The sequence below is a fragment of the Pseudoalteromonas sp. S558 genome, from assembly GCF_005886635.1.
Classification (GTDB): Bacteria; Pseudomonadota; Gammaproteobacteria; order Enterobacterales; family Alteromonadaceae; genus Pseudoalteromonas; species Pseudoalteromonas aliena.
Genome location: NZ_PNDU01000018.1, coordinates 1 through 19,127, shown reverse-complemented (window position 1 = coordinate 19,127; position 19,127 = coordinate 1). Strand labels below are relative to the sequence as shown.

The following is a 19,127-nucleotide window of genomic DNA, read 5'->3' as shown; positions in this document are numbered from 1 at the left end:
ATTATTAAAATAGATACCACACACAAATTATAGACAGGAGAAGATCATGGTAGATAAAGCATTAGGCGGCGCAGGTTTACGCGGACAAGTGGCTGGTCAAACAGCATTGTGTACTGTTGGACAAAGTGGTTCTGGTTTAACGTATTGTGGTTACGATATTAGCGAACTTGCCGAAAAAGCGCAGTTTGAAGAAGTATCGTTTTTACTCTCACGCGGTGAGTTACCAACAACTAGCGAATTGGCAGAATATAAAGCAAAGCTAAAAAGCTTACGCGGCTTACCAGATGCACTTAAAACCGTGCTTGAAAATATTCCTAAAGACGCGCATCCAATGGATGTAATGCGCACAGGTTGCTCAATGTTGGGTAACCTTGAAATGGAAAATGATTTTAGCCAAGCCAACGATGCAATTGATCGTATGGTTGCCGTGTTCCCAAGTATTATTTGTTACTGGTACCGCTTTACACACGATGGTGTACGCATTGAAACACAAACAGATGACGACTCTGTTGGCGCACATTTTTTAACACTGTTACATGACAAAGCACCTAGTGATTTATTTGCACAAGTGATGAACGTATCACTAATTTTATACGCAGAGCATGAATTTAACGCCTCTACCTTTACGGGTCGTGTGTGTGCATCAACACTCTCGGATATTCATTCTTGTGTAACTGGTGCGATTGGTACGCTGCGTGGTCCACTTCATGGTGGTGCTAACGAAGCAGCTATGGATATGATCCAAGGTTTCACAAGCGCTGAACATGCCGAACAAGAAGTCATGGGCATGCTTGCACGTAAAGACAAAATTATGGGCTTTGGCCATGCCATTTATCGTGAATCGGATCCACGTAATGTAATTATTAAAAAATGGTCTGAAAAACTAGCGGCAGAGGTGGGCGATACCGTGCTTTACCCTGTGTCGGTTCGTTGTGAAGAGATTATGTGGCGCGAGAAAAAACTGTTTTGTAATGCCGATTTTTTCCATGCATCTGCTTATCACTTTATGGATATTCCGACTAAGTTATTTACGCCAATATTTGTAATGAGCCGTGTTACTGGTTGGACTGCGCATGTAAAAGAGCAACGCGCTAACAACCGTATTATTCGCCCAAGTGCCGATTACACAGGGCCCGATGCACGTAGTTACACACCAATAGAGTCACGTTAAAAAATGAGTGAGCACGCATGTGCTCACTTTTCACTTTTTTATTGCACATAGCCACTAGCGAGCAGTTTTTCTCAAACTTTTCATTAAACACGCTAGCTGTGAGCAAACACCGTCACCAATTAGCGAATTTATTATGACCATAATTAATAACACCCAATACCGTAAACCCTTACCAGGCTCAAATGTCGACTACTACGATACGCAAGAAGCCGTAGATGCAATTAAGCCAGGTGCATACGCCACGCTACCTTATTCATCACGTGTATTTGCCGAAAACCTAGTACGCCGATGCGACCCTGCCATGTTAACCGATGCACTTAATCAGCTAATTGAGCGCAAGCAAGATTTAGATTTTCCGTGGTATCCGGCGCGCGTAGTATGCCACGATATTTTAGGGCAAACAGCACTTGTTGATTTAGCAGGGCTTCGTGATGCAATTGCAGCCAAAGGCGGTGACCCAGCAAAAGTGAACCCAGTGGTACCCACTCAGTTAATAGTTGATCATTCACTAGCGGTAGAGCATGCCGGTTTTGATCCTGATGCATTTGAAAAAAACCGCGCCATTGAAGACAGACGCAATGATGACCGCTTTCACTTTATAAACTGGACTAAAACTGCGTTTAAAAATATTGATGTTATTCCACCGGGTAACGGCATTATGCATCAAATTAATCTTGAAAAAATGTCGCCGGTTATTCAAAACCGAGATGGCATTGCGTTCCCAGATACACTAGTAGGTACCGACAGCCACACGCCACATGTCGATGCGCTGGGCGTTATTGCTGTGGGTGTAGGCGGGCTTGAAGCTGAAAGTGTTATGCTTGGCCGTGCTTCTTATATTCGCTTACCTGATATTGTCGGTGTAGAACTAACAGGTAAGCGCCAACCCGGTATTACCGCGACCGATATTGTGCTGGCTATTACTGAATTCTTACGCGAACAACGTGTTGTATCTACTTATTTAGAGTTTTACGGTGAAGGTGCCGATGCGCTTACACTTGGCGACAGAGCAACTATTTCGAACATGACACCTGAATTTGGCGCAACTGCAGCCATGTTTTATATCGATGATAAAACTATAGATTACTTGCGTTTAACAGGTCGCGAAGAAGAACAAATTGCCCTTGTAGAAAACTACGCAAAAACGGCAGGCCTTTGGAGCGATAGCTTAAAAACCGCAAAATACGAGCGTGTGCTTACGTTTGATTTATCAAGCGTGGGGCGCAATATTGCCGGTCCATCTAATCCACACCGCCGTGTATCGACAAGCGATTTAGCAAAAGAAGGTATTTCGGGTGTCGTTGAAAATGAAGAGGGCTTAATGCCAGACGGCGCATGTATTATTGCGGCTATTACTAGCTGTACCAATACCAGTAATCCGCGCAATGTAATTGCCGCTGCACTCCTTGCCCGTAACGCAAATGTAAAAGGCTTAACGCGCAAACCTTGGGTTAAAACCTCATTAGCACCGGGCTCAAAAGCGGTGCAATCATACCTTGAAGATGCAAACCTATTAACAGAGCTTGAGCAACTTGGCTTTGGCATTGTTGGTTTTGCGTGTACAACGTGTAACGGTATGAGCGGTGCCCTTGACCCTGTTATTCAAAAAGAAGTCATCGATCGCGATTTATACACGACAGCGGTGCTTTCGGGCAATCGTAACTTTGATGGGCGTATTCATCCTTATGCTAAGCAAGCATTTTTAGCGTCACCTCCTTTAGTTGTTGCGTACGCCATTGCAGGTACTATTCGCTTTGATATTGAAAAAGGGATACTAGGGCAAGATCAACAAGGCAACGATATTACGCTTAAAGATTTATGGCCGTCTGACGAAGAGATTGATGCAGTAATTAAGCAAAGCGTTAAGCCAGAGCAATTTAGGAAAGTATACGAGCCGATGTTTAATTTAACCGTAGATTACGGTGAAGATAACGACCCACTTTACGACTGGCGCCCAGAAAGTACGTACATTCGTCGCCCTCCTTATTGGGAAGGTGCACTTGCGGGTGAGCGCACAATGACCGGTATGCGTGCGCTTGCAGTTCTTGGCGATAACATTACAACGGATCATTTATCGCCATCAAACGCAATTATGGCAAGTAGTGCTGCTGGCGAATACCTGACCAAAATGAACGTCCCAGAGGAAGACTACAACTCGTACGCAACGCACCGGGGCGATCATTTAACAGCGCAGCGTGCAACCTTTGCAAACCCAAAACTACTTAATGAAATGGTGCTTGATGAAAACGGCAATGTTAAGCAAGGTTCGTACGCACGATTAGAGCCACAAGGCACTAATACACGTATGTGGGAAGCAATCGAAGCGTATATGGAGCGTAAACAACCGCTTATTATTGTAGCCGGTGCCGATTACGGCCAAGGTTCGTCGCGCGATTGGGCAGCAAAAGGTGTAAGGCTTGCCGGCGTTGAAGTAATAGCAGCAGAAGGTTTTGAGCGTATTCACCGTACTAACTTAATTGGTATGGGGGTTTTACCGCTTGAGTTTAAAGCAGGCACAACGCGTAAAACTCTAGAGCTAGATGGTAGTGAAACGTACGATGTAGCGGGTGATTTAAAACCAGGTGCTACCGTTAATTTAAGTATTACCCGTAAAGAGGGTGAAGTACTCACTGTGCCTATGAAGTGCCGTATCGACACCCAAGAAGAGCTTTCTATTTACGCAGCTGGCGGTGTGTTACAACGCTTTGCACAAGACTTTTTAGAAGCAACACAATCTGCATAAGGGCAAGCATTATGTTTAAACCGCAAATTAAAGTGCCTGCAACCTATATGCGTGGCGGCACCAGTAAAGGTGTATTTTTTAATTTAACTGATTTGCCAAAGCCTGCTCAAGTAGCAGGCGAGGCGCGCGATAATTTATTACTGCGCGTTATTGGCAGCCCCGATCCGTATGCTAAGCAAACAGATGGCATGGGCGGTGCTACATCAAGTACCAGTAAAACCGTCATTTTAAGTAAAAGTGAGCAAGCCGAACACGATGTTGATTACTTGTTTGGTCAAGTGGCTATAGATAAACCTTTTGTAGATTGGAGCGGTAACTGCGGCAACTTAACGTCAGCAGTCGGTGCTTTTGCCATTAGTAATGGTTTGGTCGATAAAAACCGAGTACCTAATAACGGTGTTGCTATTGTGCGCGTGTGGCAGGCTAATATTAAAAAAAGCATATTAGTGCATGTCCCTATGACAAATGGCGAAGTACAAGAAACCGGCGACTTTGAGCTCGATGGCGTTACATTTGCAGCAGCTGAAGTAAAACTTGAATTTATTGACCCTGCTGATGGCGATGGCGCGTTATTTCCAACAGGCAACGTAGTTGATGACTTAGAAGTACCGGGTGTTGGTACTTTAAAAGCAACCATGATAAATGCAGGTATTCCTACCATATTTATTAACGCCGCTGATATTAATTATACTGGCACAGAGCTGCAAGACGATATAAATAACGATGTTGCAGCGCTTAAAAAGCTCGAAACCATTCGTGCTTATGGCGCCGTTAAAATGGGCTTAATTACTAATATAAATGAAGCGCAAGCTCGCCAACATACACCAAAGGTTGCGTTTGTTGCAGCGCCTTTACATTACAAAGCGTCTAGCGGTAAAATTATTGAGGCTGCCAATATCAACTTATTAGTACGCGCAATGTCGATGGGTAAACTACATCATGCCATGATGGGCACAGCCGCTGTAGCTATTGGCACTGCCGCAGCAATTGAAGGCACACTCGTAAATATAGCCGCTGGTGGCGGCGCATTGAGTGAAGTTAACTTTGGTCACCCGTCGGGCACCCTAAAAGTAGGTGCTGAAGCTAAAAATACTGCAGGTAATTGGCTAGTTACTAAGGCAAGCATGAGCCGCAGTGCACGAGTATTAATGGAAGGGGTTGTAAGGGTTCCCGAATAATATTGTGATCAGACGCCATTACTTTTTGTTCCCTACACGGATGTAGGCAAGAGGCGTGATATCTGCTCAAACTAGGTGACCTTAATATGTTTTTGCTAAATATACGGTATTAAATGGCTATATTAAAAAATTGATTACATTTAAAAGTATTGAATAGAAAAAACGTTGCTGGTAATATTTTACTGATTTTTAAATATATTATTACTAAAAATCAGTTTTATACGAAATTTAATCACGGAAATTTAATTACATAGGATGTCATTATGAAAGCCCTTCTCCCATTATTACTTATTACAGCTCCAACCTTGGTATTTGCAACAGATTCAACGACAGAAGAAACGTGCAAAATAAGAGATATTGCGTCACTTAGCTATATGGAAAATATCAAGTCGTTGGAGGATGTCGATGTAGGTACTTTATATAAAGAAAAAACGGAACAGTTATTAGCTTTTGCTAAAACTCATAAATTGGAAGACTTTAAAATTGTCAATCAGGATGCATCAGTAAGTGCAAATTGTTGTGGTAATTATGGTTCACAATTAAATATGAACTATTCTGTCTCTTATAAACCAAGCTACAAAGCTTTTACTGCGCTTCACAAGCACAGTGGTTCTGGTATCGTATCAACTTATAGGGTTGGTTTAGAATCTTGTGAAAATGATTAAGTGAAAAATTGATTTAATAGTTTACTGAGTAAATCGGTAAACTATAATCTATTTTAGCATCACGTTATAATACGGTGACTTTTTTAGGCTAGCTAAAATGTTTTTATTGTGTGGAGTTGTTAACTGTTCCTGCACTACTCTAATGGCCTACGTCCCTGTGCAAGTAAGTAAAATTGAGTAACAGGATGTAACTTGCCTCTATAAAGAACTCGTAGGTAGAGTGTATTTGGAGTTTGTGCTTTTCGGGAGTAATCACACTTTCGTCAAGACGCGAGTTTTTATTTTCAAAGAACTCTCATACTTATGTAAATTGTATAATGTTAATGAAAAAACTAATTAAAAAAAGAAGTTCAATTGATAAAACTATTTTATCTGTTGCTCTAATTTTTGCGTTACTCCCGTTATCGGCTTTAATAACCGGTGTTTCTCTTGGGATAAAAAGCCATCCGAGTGTAACGCTTTCGGATAACCCAGAGCAATATTGGTTCCGAGTCAAGCTTGAAATATACCTTATATTATTTATTTTATTTCGTTCAAAATTCACATTTCCGTTATTAGACTCGATTTTTCAAAGTACTATCCGTTTTAGAGAAAAATATAAAGTTTTGACTAATATTTTATTCTATTTAGTCACGCCTATAGTGATAGTATTTTTGCTTATTTTTTTACTTTATATTTTTGATTTATAATTCATATGTGTTTTTAACCCGAATATGGTTTTTCATACTGTGATATTTTTATTTATAAACGGTCAAGGTAGTGCTTTACATGAATAACCGTAAAGATCGATTTGGTATAAAAACCTTTAAAAAGAGAGCTATTTTATTCTAGTTAAATAAATCCCATATTTAAGTTGGTTAGTACAAAACAAGCTTGTTTATTGAGTTACGTCTTATTAAAAATCGTAGCTTTATTGATAAGTGAGATATTAGAAATTTAAGGATGAATATGACAACTTCAGTAGACAGTGTTGAAAAAAGGTTTTTGGTAAACTTATCGGGCATTATAGATATATTATCGAAGCATTTATACAGCGGCCCCCATGTTTTTATTCGAGAGTTATTACAAAATAGCACGGATGCAATTTCAGCAAGATATAATTACGGTGAGTCACAAAATAATCTAGAGGGTAAAATTAGTATAACGTTACTCCCAAAAACGTTAACACACAGTCAACCACAACTCGTTATAGAAGATAATGGAAGTGGTTTAACTGAAGCTGAAATACATCAGTTTTTAGCTGTTATAGGCGAATCATCTAAGAAAGAATTATTAAATAAAAAAGCTCATGACTATATTGGTCAGTTTGGTATTGGCTTGCTGGCCTGTTTTATGGTTTCAAATAACATTTGCCTACAAACACGAAGTATAAAGCAAAAAGATAGAGTGTTTCAGTGGCAAGGAAATCCGGATGGCACTTATCAATTAGATGAAATTGAACAACAGATGGAAATAGGGACTCGTGTAATATTAACAGCTAAGACAGAAGGGGAAGACTATTTTACTGATGCTTCACTGCGGCATTGGATGCAATATTATGCAAGCTACTTACCTTATGAGATTACATTGAATACTACTTTACAAAGTAATGTTCGAATAAATCCTTTAGAGCCACCTTGGCATTGGGGGAGTTTATCAAAAAATGAATTTGTTGATAGAGCAATATTAATAGGTGAAAAATATTTTCGAGGTCCTTTTTTTGACACTCTCGCGTTGAAAACGAAAGCAGGCAAGGTGCGAGGACTGGGTTATATTATTTCGCATGCGACCACAGAGCACCAACAGAAGCACATGATTCACTTGAAAGGGATGCGACTAACTAAAAGTGCTCAAAATATTTTACCTGATTGGGCTTTTTTTGTGCGTACGATAATTAATGCAGATGATTTGAGGCCAACAGCCTCTCGAGAGGCTTTGTATGAGGATGCAACATTACTCGAAGCCAAAGAAGAGCTTGGCGAGCAATTAATAAGTTACCTTGTGAATATAGCTGAAAATGAACCCAATAAGTTTCAGCATTTTGTTAGTTGTCACCAAATGGCGTTAAAATCACTCGTTTTAGACAATCATTATTTTTGTTTGAAAATATCTCCCTTTCTTAAGTTCGAAACAAATTTAGGAAGCATGACTTTAGGTCAATACATTGAAAAATATAAAAATATCACCTACGTTGAAAGTGTAGATAGTTTCCGTCAGTTTGCTCAAATATCGGGTGCAAAGCAAGAGTGTTTGATCAATGCTGGATATTCTTATTGTACTGAAATACTAAATTTATATGCACACCTCAGTAAAATCAAAATAGAGATATTAGATCCGCAAAGTTTAGTTGGGCAACTTGAGGAGACTGAGATAGATCCTTATCAGTTAGCTGATTTCATAAATAAGGCAAAAACGGCCATGAGTGAGATTTGTCCTAATATAAGTGTTAAAAAATTCCAACCAGAGCAAGTACCCTCACTTTATATTAGTTGTGAAAAGCAATACTTTGTAAAAAGTGCAAAAATAAATCAAGTTGAAAGTGATGAATTATGGTCTGACATTATTGATACTGTAACAAAACCAATAGAAAGCTACATGTTTTCTGAATTATGTTTAAATGCAAACCATGAGCTAATTACATCACTAATTCATTGTAAAGATTTATCTAAGTTGCAGCAGTGCTTAAAAATAATTTATGTACAATCTCTTTTAATGGGGCATTTTCCATTAAACGAAAATGAAATGGATATTTTGAACTCGGGTCTGATATCGATGATGACAACCAGTTTAACTTTTCAAGATAATAGTTACACTCAACATTAAGCCATTATTTAAGGAAAATGATATGAGCACTGTAAATGAATTAATGCTCGAAGCTAGCCGTTTAAAAGACGGTGATCCCATTAAGATCAAGCTAGGTGAGCAAGCTATTTTGTTGGCAGATAAGAGTAATGACATTGAGCTGAAATATAAATCTCGTGTTTCTTTAATTGAAGATGCCGCTTTTGCGGGACATCCAGAAAAGGCATTGGTAAATTTCGGTTGGTGTATTGCGCAATGTGAAAAATTTCCAGAGCAGTTCCCTTTGGCTAATATGTTGTGGAAATATAAATATGTAATTGACTGTGCAATTGGTTTTCATTCTATCAGTCGTTCGAAGTTAGAGCTGTTAATGGATAATATGCAGCGGCATTATACGCAAGCTGGGTATAGTTTAAGGCCTGTACATTATATGAATGCTCAACTGTATTTAAGTACAGGTGAACTCGAAAAAAGCCTTCAACAGCTGCAAGTTAGCCAAGGATTAGAAAATGATCGCTTTGCTGATTGCGCAGCCTGTGAAGTTCACTTTATGGTGGTGTTGCTTGTAGCTTTAAATAGAGATTCAGAAGCTGTGAATGCTGCGCTCCCACTGCTCCAAGGCAGTCAAAGCTGTGCCGAAGTACCCCATCTAACTTTACCTGAGCTGCTTATTAGTGCAAGTCGATTAGGCAACGCTGATTTAGGGAAAATGCTTCTAACATCTGGATATCAATTAGTTCGTGATAACTCAAAGTTTTTGCATCAAATTGGCTTACAAATACAATACTGTGCTATTCATCAGTTGATTGAAACTGGCATGGATAGAGTACTTAATCATTACGATTGGCTTTTTAAAAATATAGACCAACGAGGCCACTATCAATATTTTATTGGTGTTTCTATGTTGTTAAAATCAGTACACTTAGATGGTAAAACGTCATTACTATTAGCTATGCCTAAAAGTTTTGAGCTATTTAATGAAAGTGGGAATTATAATCCTCAAGCTCTTTTTGATTATTTTTATAGTAAAGCGCTAGAGATTGCAGAGGCTTTTGATAGGCGCAATGACAATAAGTTTTACCAAGATCAGATAGAAAAAAAATTAGCAATGATCAAAGCTTAAGTTGAACTTATACATACAGTCTAGCTTCGTTTAGAACATATTTCGTAAGGCTGCGGGTTTTAATATTATTTATTGAAAGCATGATCATTTTAAATAAGTAAATCACCAACTCATATTATTAAAGTTATTTATAGCGGCTGTATGTAAAGGGTAGAGCAATGCAGAAGCAATTAGTGATAACAACTAAATAACGAAATTCTTGCATTGCTATCGACACGATTTTCTTACCTAAAAATAGAACACTTAATTGAGCGAATTAGTATCATAAATAAATTCAATACAGTTAGTGCTGAAACTAGCAACTTGAAATAGATTTATTATCTAGGGTACAGGTCAAATTAATACCCCGCCTAGCAAAAAAAGTAATGCCTGCTATACCTAATACTTAGACATGTTTATCTTTCTGGGTTGAATTTACAGCATAATGTTTGGTTTTTAGACAAGGTAGCGCCTATCGGGTGATTTCTTATAAATTGGTGATAAGGCAGCACATATGCCAAACATGTGCTGCCTTTTGGGCTCACCCTAGACAGAACAAGTTTTAATCCGTAAAGGCCAACAGACCCCAAAAAGCGATGATAAATATGATGTCATAGCAGTAAACCATCGACTAATAATTAAAATAGGTTTAGTAATTCATGAATATTTCTAACAAGCTGATGCTAATTGTGCTGTTGACTACGTTTGAAATAAGCATTACGGTTTTTTCTGCTTTTGAGATAGCGAAAGGGGCTAAGTTTCATCAGCTTAATTTTCTTCATTTAAAGTATATTAATCAGTTAACAAAATCCGTTAGAAAAATAGCAAGTGATGCCCCTGTAGATATACAAACCATAGAATCAGATATATTAGCAATTAAGCAGCAACCTATTGATTGCTTAAATGAAATAAATCATTTGAATCGCATTATAATGAAAGTAATTAAAACCGATCAAGCAATAACGATTTGCGAAGATGACATTAAAATTGCTGATAGTGCATTACTGCTTGTTCAGCAGTATAAAAACGACAGGCTTAATAAAGACGATTTTTTAATCAGTATGAATGCGGCACTTGATGGTTTTAATCAACATTCGGAGGTGTTTGAGGAACCAATCAGAAAGACGGTGTCGTTTATATTAATGACTTTAATACCACTGGTTTTAATAATATCTCTTTTTAATATTATTTTTATAAGTTATCTATCGCGCACCATATCAAGTTCTATTCGTAATTTAACCAAGCTTTTATTAAGTAAACCTGAAGATAATATTAATTTGGATGATGAGCTTGATAAGAAGACGAGTGGAGAATTAAAAGCACTAGTCATTGCGGCTAGGCACCGAATCAAAAGTGAGATTTTAAACATCGAGAGCAGTCTTGAGCTAAAAGCGATTGTAAATAGCCAGACAGCCTCACTCCAACAAGCAAATGATGAGCTTGCACAGTTTGCTTATCGGGCATCTCATGATCTTAAATCACCGTTATCGGGCGCTAAATCGTTGGCTCAATTTGTAATTCAAGATATCAAAGCAGGGGACATTGAGGAAGCAAGCAATAACGCACGCATTATTTATCAGCAGATGGAAAAATTAGAAACTCTGGTTGTTGATATTTTATTATTAGCCAAGGCCGAAATAGGCAATGAAGAAAAAGATTTCATTGATTTTGAGCAAATATTTATTGATATGAAAGAGCGGTTAACTTGGTTGATGAAGGATAATCCATGTACTCTAAATACCAGTGTTAATCTATCAACACCAATTAGGTCAGAAAAGGCGCGCTTTGCCCAAATTATTGAAAACTTAATATCAAACGGATTGAAATATTACGACCGAGATAACGCTTCACCCTTCGTTAACTGTGATATACACGATGAGCTGCAACAGCTTATTATTATTGTAACTGATAATGGGATCGGAATACCGAAGAAGCATCAGAGTGAAGTGTTTGATATGTTTAAACGATTTCATGTTGAAACCAGTAGCGGTTCAGGGCTTGGGATGGCACTTGTAAAAAAACATGTTGAGTACTTAAACGGAGAAATTTCATTACAAAGTTCTAATAAAGGGACTACATTTAAAATAATAATACCGATGGATACACTAAAATGAAAAAAACCAAACCACCTATATTAATTATTGATGACAACGAGGTCGACCGCTATATCCTTAAAAGACTAATAAAAGAAGCTAATTTGGAACTCACTATTTTTGAGAAAAATGATGGACAAGAAGCGTTAGAATTTTTAGAAAATTATGAAGCTAACAGACAAGAATATCCAGGCGATTTTCCTCCCATTTTAATTTTTTTAGATATCAATATGCCAAGAGTTAACGGGATGCAATTTTTAGAAGAGTTTGCTGAACTGAGAAAAATAATAGAAATAAGCTCCTGTGTGGTTATGATGTTTAGCTCATCTGAAAGAGAAGAAGAAAAAGAGATAATCATGGCATATGATTTTGTTAAAGGCTATTTAGTCAAAGGAGATTTTCAAGCTGAAGATCTAAAAGAAAAAGTATTGACCGTTATCGGTAACCATTTAGTTGAAAGTTGAATGAGTTTTTATCAATAATTCGTTACTTTAATTTTATGAAGTTACTAAGTTTGATTGACCTATTGACCTATTGACCTATTGACCTTGAAGCAACAGGTTTATTTCGTGTGCAGGCATCGGCCTTGCAAATAAAAACCCTTGTAAGTAATCAATTCCCAATGTATTGCAAAGTGCATGTTGCGTTGGGGTTTCAATACCTTCAGCCACAACAGAAAAATCCAGTGCTTTGAGCATTAACGATAATCCTTCAATTATTTTTAATCGTTTATCATTATTATCATCCAATGGTTGTATGCTTTTATCTAATTTTACTATGTCAATTGGGTAGGACATCAGGTGAGATATGGATGAGTAGCCCATGCCAAAATCATCCAAAGCAATTCTAAAGCCATTATTCGACAGCGTATTTAATATATCAATAACCTCTTTGCTGTCCTCCATAAAAGCAGTTTCAGTTATTTCAAGAATAACATTAGATACTTTTATATCGTTTTTTTCTACGGCGGCTAATAAATACGTTAATAGTGTGTCTTTTTGTAACTGCACCGGTGATATGTTGATTGATAGCGTTAATGGCATTTGGTAACTTTGTTGCCAAGCTGATAGCTGCTCTAAAGCAGTAGAAATAATCCATTCGCCAAGGGCTTCTATTAGTCGACATTCCTCAGCGATAGGAATAAACTCGTCAGGGGTATAACTAACCTCGGTGTCTGGCCAGCGGATCAGCGCTTCAACTCCTGATATTCTTTGAGTTTTTGAACAAAAAACAGGTTGATAGAATAGCCGAAAATTCTTTTTCTCTAGATTATGTTTAATACTATTTTGAATATCGACGCGGCGGCTAAATTCGTATTGAAATTGTGCTTTGTAAAAACTAATTTTACTTTTCCCGCTTTGTTTTGAACGATACATAGCAATGTCAGCGCACTTTAGTAATTCGTGTGCTTCAATTGCGTCATTTGGGTATACTGCACTGCCAATACTGACACTACAGTTAATAGCTATACCATTATATACAAAAGGCTCAGAGACTTTAGCCAGTATTCTGTTTGCTATCATACCAATTTGATTTATATTGCAAATACCGCCGATTATAACGGCAAATTCATCTCCCCCGAGTCTAGCAAAGCCTTCATCGCGTCGCAGGCAATTATTTATTCTAGTTACCGTTTGTATTAATATTTCATCGCCAATGTTGTGCCCTAATGTATCGTTTATATTTTTGAAGTTATCTAAATCTAAAGCTAATAGCGCAACACAGTTTTTAGTTCGTTTATTATTCGCGATCATTACTTTTAAAACTTCTTCAAAATGGTATCGGTTGGATAGCCCCGTAAGCTGATCTCTTTCTGCCATATATTTTACAGCGAGGTAGCTGTCGTGCATACGTTGCTCCGCTTCAAAACGTTTTTTTGCGTATATAAGTGCTTTATTTAAGCTGCTTCGCGTTATATCACCTTTGGGTAAAAAGTCTTGAGCTCCGGCCTCTATACATTCAATTGCTACGCTTGAGTTTTCAGAGGAGCTGATCATAATAATTGCAGTATTGCCAAGTTTAGGTTTTGCTCGCATTTCGATAAGCATTTCAATACCGTCTTCTTTAGGCATATTGTAGTCGAGTAGTATTACATCAAAATAAGTTTTTTCAATGGCTTGAAAGCCATCAAGCACACACGTTACCTCAGTAATGTCATGAAGTTGAGCACCATCGGAAATCAGCATTTTTCTAATTAATTTTCGATCTACTAAGTCGTCATCAACTATTAATATATACATAAGTACCTCAATGTGCTCTAAATAAAATCATTTTTTAGGCCAGTAAACAGTAAATGTACTGCCAAGTTTTCCATCAGAAGTTACTTCGATTTTGCCGCCGTAATTCATAATATGCTTTTTTGCGATACACAGCCCAATACCGCTGCCCTCTACGTCATCACGAGATTGTAAAGTTTGAAATAATTTAAAAATGAGAGAAAAGTATTTAGGTTCTATTCCTGGGCCATTATCTTTTATTTCAATAACATAGTAATTTTCATCGGGGAGTAACGAAATATCAATAATAGGATTTTTTTTATCATTATGCTTAACGGCATTACCTATAAGATTTGAAATTACGATTTTAAAAGGGATAACAGGTATGGTTATTAATTGATTATTCGCGTTAATATTAACGGTGAGTGTTTTTGGGAGGTCCAATAACTCTTTGATATCAAAGTAGATAGCGTCTAAAGATATATTTGCCAGCGTACCATCACAACCATTTATTCTCGAATAGCTCAGTAGATCTTCTAATAACACCTGCATTCTATTAGTACGATTTATGACTAGCTGAAAGTTTTCAAGGTGCTCTTTGGGAAGCATGTCTTTGCAATCATCTGAAATCCACTCTAGTAAACGTTTTATTGCATTTAATGGCGATCTTAAGTCATGAGAAGCAATACTTGTAAACTCATCGAGTTCACTCTGTGCTGCTTCTATTTTATTGATTAACTGCTCTTTTTTAGTTATGTCTTTACTGACCGTAAGAATATATAAATTGCCTAATCTATCCTCAAAACGCCGCTTGACTGTGTCAGCGGTAAAGCTTGAACCGTTTGGCCTACAGAGGTTTTCGACTATTTGGCTAAAACCGCAATGCAGAGCTATTTTGTCTTGGGCTAAAAAATTTTTAGCTTTATCATCTTCATAATTTTCAACAGTAGTGCAGTCGATGATGTTGTTTTGCATATTCTCAGGGTACATATTCTTAAATGCATCATTTGCATACACTATTTTAAAATGTTCATCTTTTATGCAGACTAAATCTTTATTTAGCTCGGAAATCATTAATTGAAGTTCGACATTATCCGTTGCCTCAAGTAGGCGACGTCGCTGAGCTAATTGATTTATTAAGCCATTTTTTAACGTAGAGAATATTGATTTTTCTTTTTCTGTAAAGGCGATATCACTTTGACGCTCAAATACTATCCAGCCAAATTGAACATGTGAGGGCAAATTAATAGGCGTAACAACTCTTAATATATTGGAGTTTATATTTACTGTGGTATTTGAACTGTTTTTTAAGTCGTCTTTAGTTAACGTTATTTTTGAGCCACGTTGGCATAATTCTATTGGGGTTTGAATTGGGCTTGCTAGGACAGAGCATGCTGTAGCGTCAAAAATTTTAATAACTAGCTCTATGAAATTATCTAAGCTTTTTTGAATCTCACTATCAAAAAAAACACTCTTTTGCTTGTCATTTAATAATGGCGTTGTTTCAATATAGCTTTTTGTATTAGGCATCTAAATTCCTTTAAATGTAATAAGGCGTATTGATTTTTAGCATTTAAGCTTAAAGCTAATTGCGGCACCAAAGGATGGTTTTTACATTCGTGCTTGTTTATCTTTCGGGGTTGCATTTGCAGCCGTCTGTTTGGCCTTTAGGTAAGACTGAGCCTATATAGAACAAATATTAATCCTCAAAGGTCAACAGGCCTTAGTATAACTTCGGTTAAATCATCTTCTTACGCCAAATTTTACATAACAAGCCATTAACTGATTGTAGTTGATTATTTTTATAATGCAGAAATAATTTACTTTTCATAAATTAACTTTAGATAGGGGTTTTGGGATCAAATTAACGATCTGTTTTACAGGTTATTCGTGAGGTGCTTTGGTACAGGGGAGCAGCACTACAAGTTTAACTGCAAACGATAACCCCCCTTTATGTATTATTTTAAAATTACGATGGGTACATCGCTATTTTCAAGCATTTTGGTGGTGTTACTGCCTACAAAAAATTGCCTTAGTTTAGAATGCCCAAATGCGCCCATTACAATTAAACCTACATTATTTTGCTCTTTGTATCGTATTAACGAGTCAAAAATATTGCCTTCTAAAAAGCTGGCCGACACCTCAAAACCCATACTGGTGAGTGTGTACTGCGCGTTAACAAACTTTTCTTCAAGGTCTTTTTCGTTATTTTTAATACTCACTAAATGACAATGTAAGCCATGCAATAAGCCGCCCTCAATTACTTGTTGCAGCGCTTTATCGGCAGTTTCACGGCCATCGTAAGCAATCATAAATGACCTAGGCTGTTTAAATGTTTCAGGAATAAGCAAAATAGGTTGAGTTGCATTGCGCACTAAGGTTTCTATGTGTGAGCCAAGTACCGCTAGGCTATTACTATGCCCCGCACCATTTTGGCCAATAACAATAAGGCGCGTATCATCTGTAAAGTCTATAACGGCATCGAGTAAATCACCGTGGCGCTTAATTAATTCAAAATCGGTGATACCTGCCGATTTTGCATGCTCGCTTACAAAGTGCAATAATTCGTCAGCCATTTTTAAACTCACTTTGCAGCGCTGTTCGTCAAGCTTGGTCATTTCTTCAAGTAAAATTGAATGGGCACCTAAGCCAATGCTACCAGAGTAGTCGCCAATATTAGTTTGCTGTTTTTTTTCAATTGTATGAACAAAACTAATGGGTTTATTTAACTTTTTTGAAGCCCAAATAGCGGCTTCAGTTACATTTTTAGTTATGGCTGAGCCATCCACGTAGGTAATTATTTTAGTCATTACATGCTCCTTAATGTCCGCCAAGTAGTTTTTCAACTTCTTCAGGGTTGTTATGTACACCAAATTTATCGATAACGGTTTCGGTTGCGCTATTCATCCCAATAATGTTAACCGTTGCACCTTCTCGCCTAAACTTAATAACCACTTTATCAAGAGACGATACCCCCGTTATGTCCCAAAAGTGGGCATGGGTTAAATCAATAATCACGTTGGTAACCGCATTTTTAAAATCGAACGACGCAATGAATTGCTCAGCGGAGGCAAAAAATACTTGGCCAACGACTTCATAGATTATTTGATCGCTGCTTTCATCATGCTTGGTTTTAACGAGCATAAAACGGCCAATTTTATTGGCAAAAAACAAGGTGGCTAGCAACACGCCAACTAAAACACCAATCGCTAAATTATGCGTAGCAACAACCACAATAACAGTGGAAATCATCACTACATTTGACGAAAGGGGGGTCTTTTTTAAATCTTTAACCGATGCCCACGAGAATGTACCAATCGATACCATAATCATTACCGCAACTAATGCTGCCATAGGGATTAAGCGCAGCCATTCATCTAAAAATACCACCATGATGATTAAAAACAAACCGGCAGTAAAAGTTGAGAGTCGCCCACGTCCGCCGGACTTAACATTAATAATTGATTGACCAATCATAGCGCAACCGGCCATACCGCCAAATAAACCGGCACCAATGTTTGCAATACCTTGACCTTTACACTCTTTATTACGATCACTCGTTGTATCGGTTAAATCATCGACAATAGTTGCGGTCATCATCGACTCAAGTAAGCCCACAACGGCAAGACCAATTGAATAGGGTAAAACAATTTGCAGCGTTTCAAGTGTTAGCGGTACATCTGGCCATAAAAATATAGGGAGAGTGTCGGGTAAATCGCCCATGTCGCCCACGGTTCTTATATCAAGCCCTAAAAACAGTGAAACCAATGTAATAACAACAATACAGACCAAAGGAGAGGGGATAATTTTACCAATAGCTGGAATGTGCGGGAAGAGGTAAATAATACCTAAGCCCGCCGCCGTCATTGCATACACATGCCACGTAACATTAGTAAGCTCAGGTAATTGCGCCATAAATATTAAAATAGCCAATGCGTTTACAAAACCTGTTACAACAGAGCGCGATACAAACCGCATTAATTCACCGAGCTTTAAAAAGCCTGCAAATATTTGTAGTACGCCGGTGAGTAAGGTAGCAACAAGTAAGTATTCAAGGCCATGATCTTTCACCAGCGTCACCATTAATAGCGCCATTGCGCCGGTTGCGGCCGATATCATGCCTGGTCGTCCGCCTACAAAGGCAATAATGACCGCGATGCAAAATGAGGCGTATAAGCCAACTTTTGGATCAACGCCTGCAATAATAGAAAAGGCAATTGCTTCAGGTATTAAGGCTAGCGCCACAACAATACCAGCGAGTACATCGCCACGAATATTACAAAGCCAGTCTCTTTTTATGTGTTCGAGCATATAAATAACCTACTTAGTTTCCCCCAAATAAAGGGAGTGTGTATAGAATCAGAGCAAATATAGTGTAGCGGGCGATAACGTATCATGCTTACTTGAATGAAGCAGGAGTGATTGGATTTATAGTATTATAGATAGGTGCTATCTATTTTTATGAACGGCTGTCGATCATTAGCACATCGAGTTTAATTTGTGCTCTAGTTTGGTTTTTTATATCAATAGGCTCAATCATTTCGCACTCATCGCGAATCATTTCGGAAATTAGGCTAGGGTAATGACGGCAATCTTCTGGTCTGTCTAGATAGATACTGCATGTGTACATATTTCTAGCGAGTGGGTCTTTTTTAGGCGCAAGTTCTAAAAAAGGGCATGTGGTTAATCTTACCCCTGATTTAGGATCGAACCAAATCTCGTTGTTTTTAACGTATTCAAAAATTTCAGGATTAAAAAGCTCCCATAAATCAATTTCTTCTTTTGATGCACTTAAATCACCACCGCCGTATTTAGTACAGCATTTACCACATTGATTGCATTGTTTCATAATTGACTAATTTAGTTGGCTGTTAACGGGCTTAGAATAGCTATGAGTGTAGCACTGAATTTATTTTTAGATGTCAGTTGAGTATATAATTACTCTGTAAGCTTACAGGAGTCGCAATTTAGTTAACCTGAGCTCTGGTTAAGAGATTTACTAACGTATTGAATCATGATGATATTTAAATTTATTTTCTTTAGCCAGAGATTTTCAGTGAAAACAAGGCGAATTTACGCGTCAATAGCGGGCCTATTGCAAGTAAATTCAACGCAGTTAGCGCTGAAAATAGCTGCTCGAGATAGATTTATTATTCAGAGTTCAGGTTAATTAGATTG

14 protein-coding genes are annotated in these 19,127 nt (G+C 37.8%); 9 read left to right on the top strand and 5 right to left on the bottom strand.

The window, feature by feature from the left end; genetic code table 11:
• Positions 1-46 precede the first annotated feature (46 nt).
• The 9 genes from prpC (at position 47) to CWB66_RS01460 (ending at position 12,197) form a co-directional block, all read left to right on the top strand.
• Positions 47-1,171, top strand: a complete 1,125-nt coding sequence (gene prpC, locus CWB66_RS01500) for a bifunctional 2-methylcitrate synthase/citrate synthase (protein ID WP_138584072.1) — start codon at positions 47-49, stop codon at positions 1,169-1,171.
• Positions 1,172-1,304: 133 nt separating this feature from the next.
• Complete coding sequence (gene acnD / locus CWB66_RS01495; protein ID WP_138584071.1) at positions 1,305-3,914, top strand: Fe/S-dependent 2-methylisocitrate dehydratase AcnD; 2,610 nt, start codon at positions 1,305-1,307, stop codon at positions 3,912-3,914.
• Between the two features lie 11 nt (positions 3,915-3,925).
• On the top strand, positions 3,926-5,092 hold the full coding sequence (gene prpF / locus CWB66_RS01490) for a 2-methylaconitate cis-trans isomerase PrpF (protein WP_138584070.1): 1,167 nt from the start codon (positions 3,926-3,928) through the stop codon (positions 5,090-5,092).
• 263 nt (positions 5,093-5,355) lie between these two features.
• On the top strand, positions 5,356-5,757 hold the full coding sequence (locus CWB66_RS01485) for a hypothetical protein (RefSeq protein ID WP_138584069.1): 402 nt from the start codon (positions 5,356-5,358) through the stop codon (positions 5,755-5,757).
• 323 nt (positions 5,758-6,080) lie between these two features.
• Positions 6,081-6,446, top strand: a complete 366-nt coding sequence (locus CWB66_RS01480) for a hypothetical protein (protein ID WP_138584068.1) — start codon at positions 6,081-6,083, stop codon at positions 6,444-6,446.
• A 253-nt stretch (positions 6,447-6,699) separates the two neighbouring features.
• Positions 6,700-8,559, top strand: a complete 1,860-nt coding sequence (locus CWB66_RS01475) for an HSP90 family protein (RefSeq protein WP_138584067.1) — start codon at positions 6,700-6,702, stop codon at positions 8,557-8,559.
• 22 nt (positions 8,560-8,581) lie between these two features.
• Entirely contained in the window at positions 8,582-9,661 is a 1,080-nt protein-coding gene (locus CWB66_RS01470) for a hypothetical protein (protein WP_138584066.1), read from the top strand.
• 638 nt (positions 9,662-10,299) lie between these two features.
• Positions 10,300-11,754: a sensor histidine kinase gene (locus CWB66_RS01465; RefSeq protein WP_138584065.1), complete on the top strand. Its 1,455-nt coding sequence runs from the start codon at positions 10,300-10,302 to the stop codon at positions 11,752-11,754.
• Entirely contained in the window at positions 11,751-12,197 is a 447-nt protein-coding gene (locus tag CWB66_RS01460; protein ID WP_138584064.1) for a response regulator, read from the top strand. The genes CWB66_RS01465 and CWB66_RS01460 overlap by 4 nt, the downstream gene beginning before the upstream one ends.
• Before the next feature lie 75 nt (positions 12,198-12,272).
• On the opposite strand, the gene CWB66_RS01455 is transcribed toward CWB66_RS01460, so the two are convergent.
• The 5 genes from CWB66_RS01455 to CWB66_RS01435 all read right to left on the bottom strand — a co-directional run bounded on the left by CWB66_RS01455 (position 12,273) and on the right by CWB66_RS01435 (position 18,798).
• Positions 12,273-13,973 (bottom strand): two-component system response regulator, encoded by a 1,701-nt coding sequence (locus tag CWB66_RS01455; protein WP_138584063.1) that lies wholly within the window; start codon positions 13,971-13,973, stop codon positions 12,273-12,275.
• A gap of 27 nt (positions 13,974-14,000) precedes the next feature.
• Entirely contained in the window at positions 14,001-15,479 is a 1,479-nt protein-coding gene (locus CWB66_RS01450) for a PAS domain-containing sensor histidine kinase (protein ID WP_138584062.1), read from the bottom strand.
• Between the two features lie 428 nt (positions 15,480-15,907).
• Positions 15,908-16,759: a universal stress protein gene (locus CWB66_RS01445; RefSeq protein ID WP_138584061.1), complete on the bottom strand. Its 852-nt coding sequence runs from the start codon at positions 16,757-16,759 to the stop codon at positions 15,908-15,910.
• Between the two features lie 10 nt (positions 16,760-16,769).
• Positions 16,770-18,260, bottom strand: coding sequence for a SulP family inorganic anion transporter (locus tag CWB66_RS01440; RefSeq protein ID WP_138584060.1), 1,491 nt, complete (start codon positions 18,258-18,260; stop codon positions 16,770-16,772).
• Between the two features lie 148 nt (positions 18,261-18,408).
• On the bottom strand, positions 18,409-18,798 hold the full coding sequence (locus tag CWB66_RS01435; protein WP_138584059.1) for a YkgJ family cysteine cluster protein: 390 nt from the start codon (positions 18,796-18,798) through the stop codon (positions 18,409-18,411).
• Positions 18,799-19,127 lie beyond the last annotated feature (329 nt).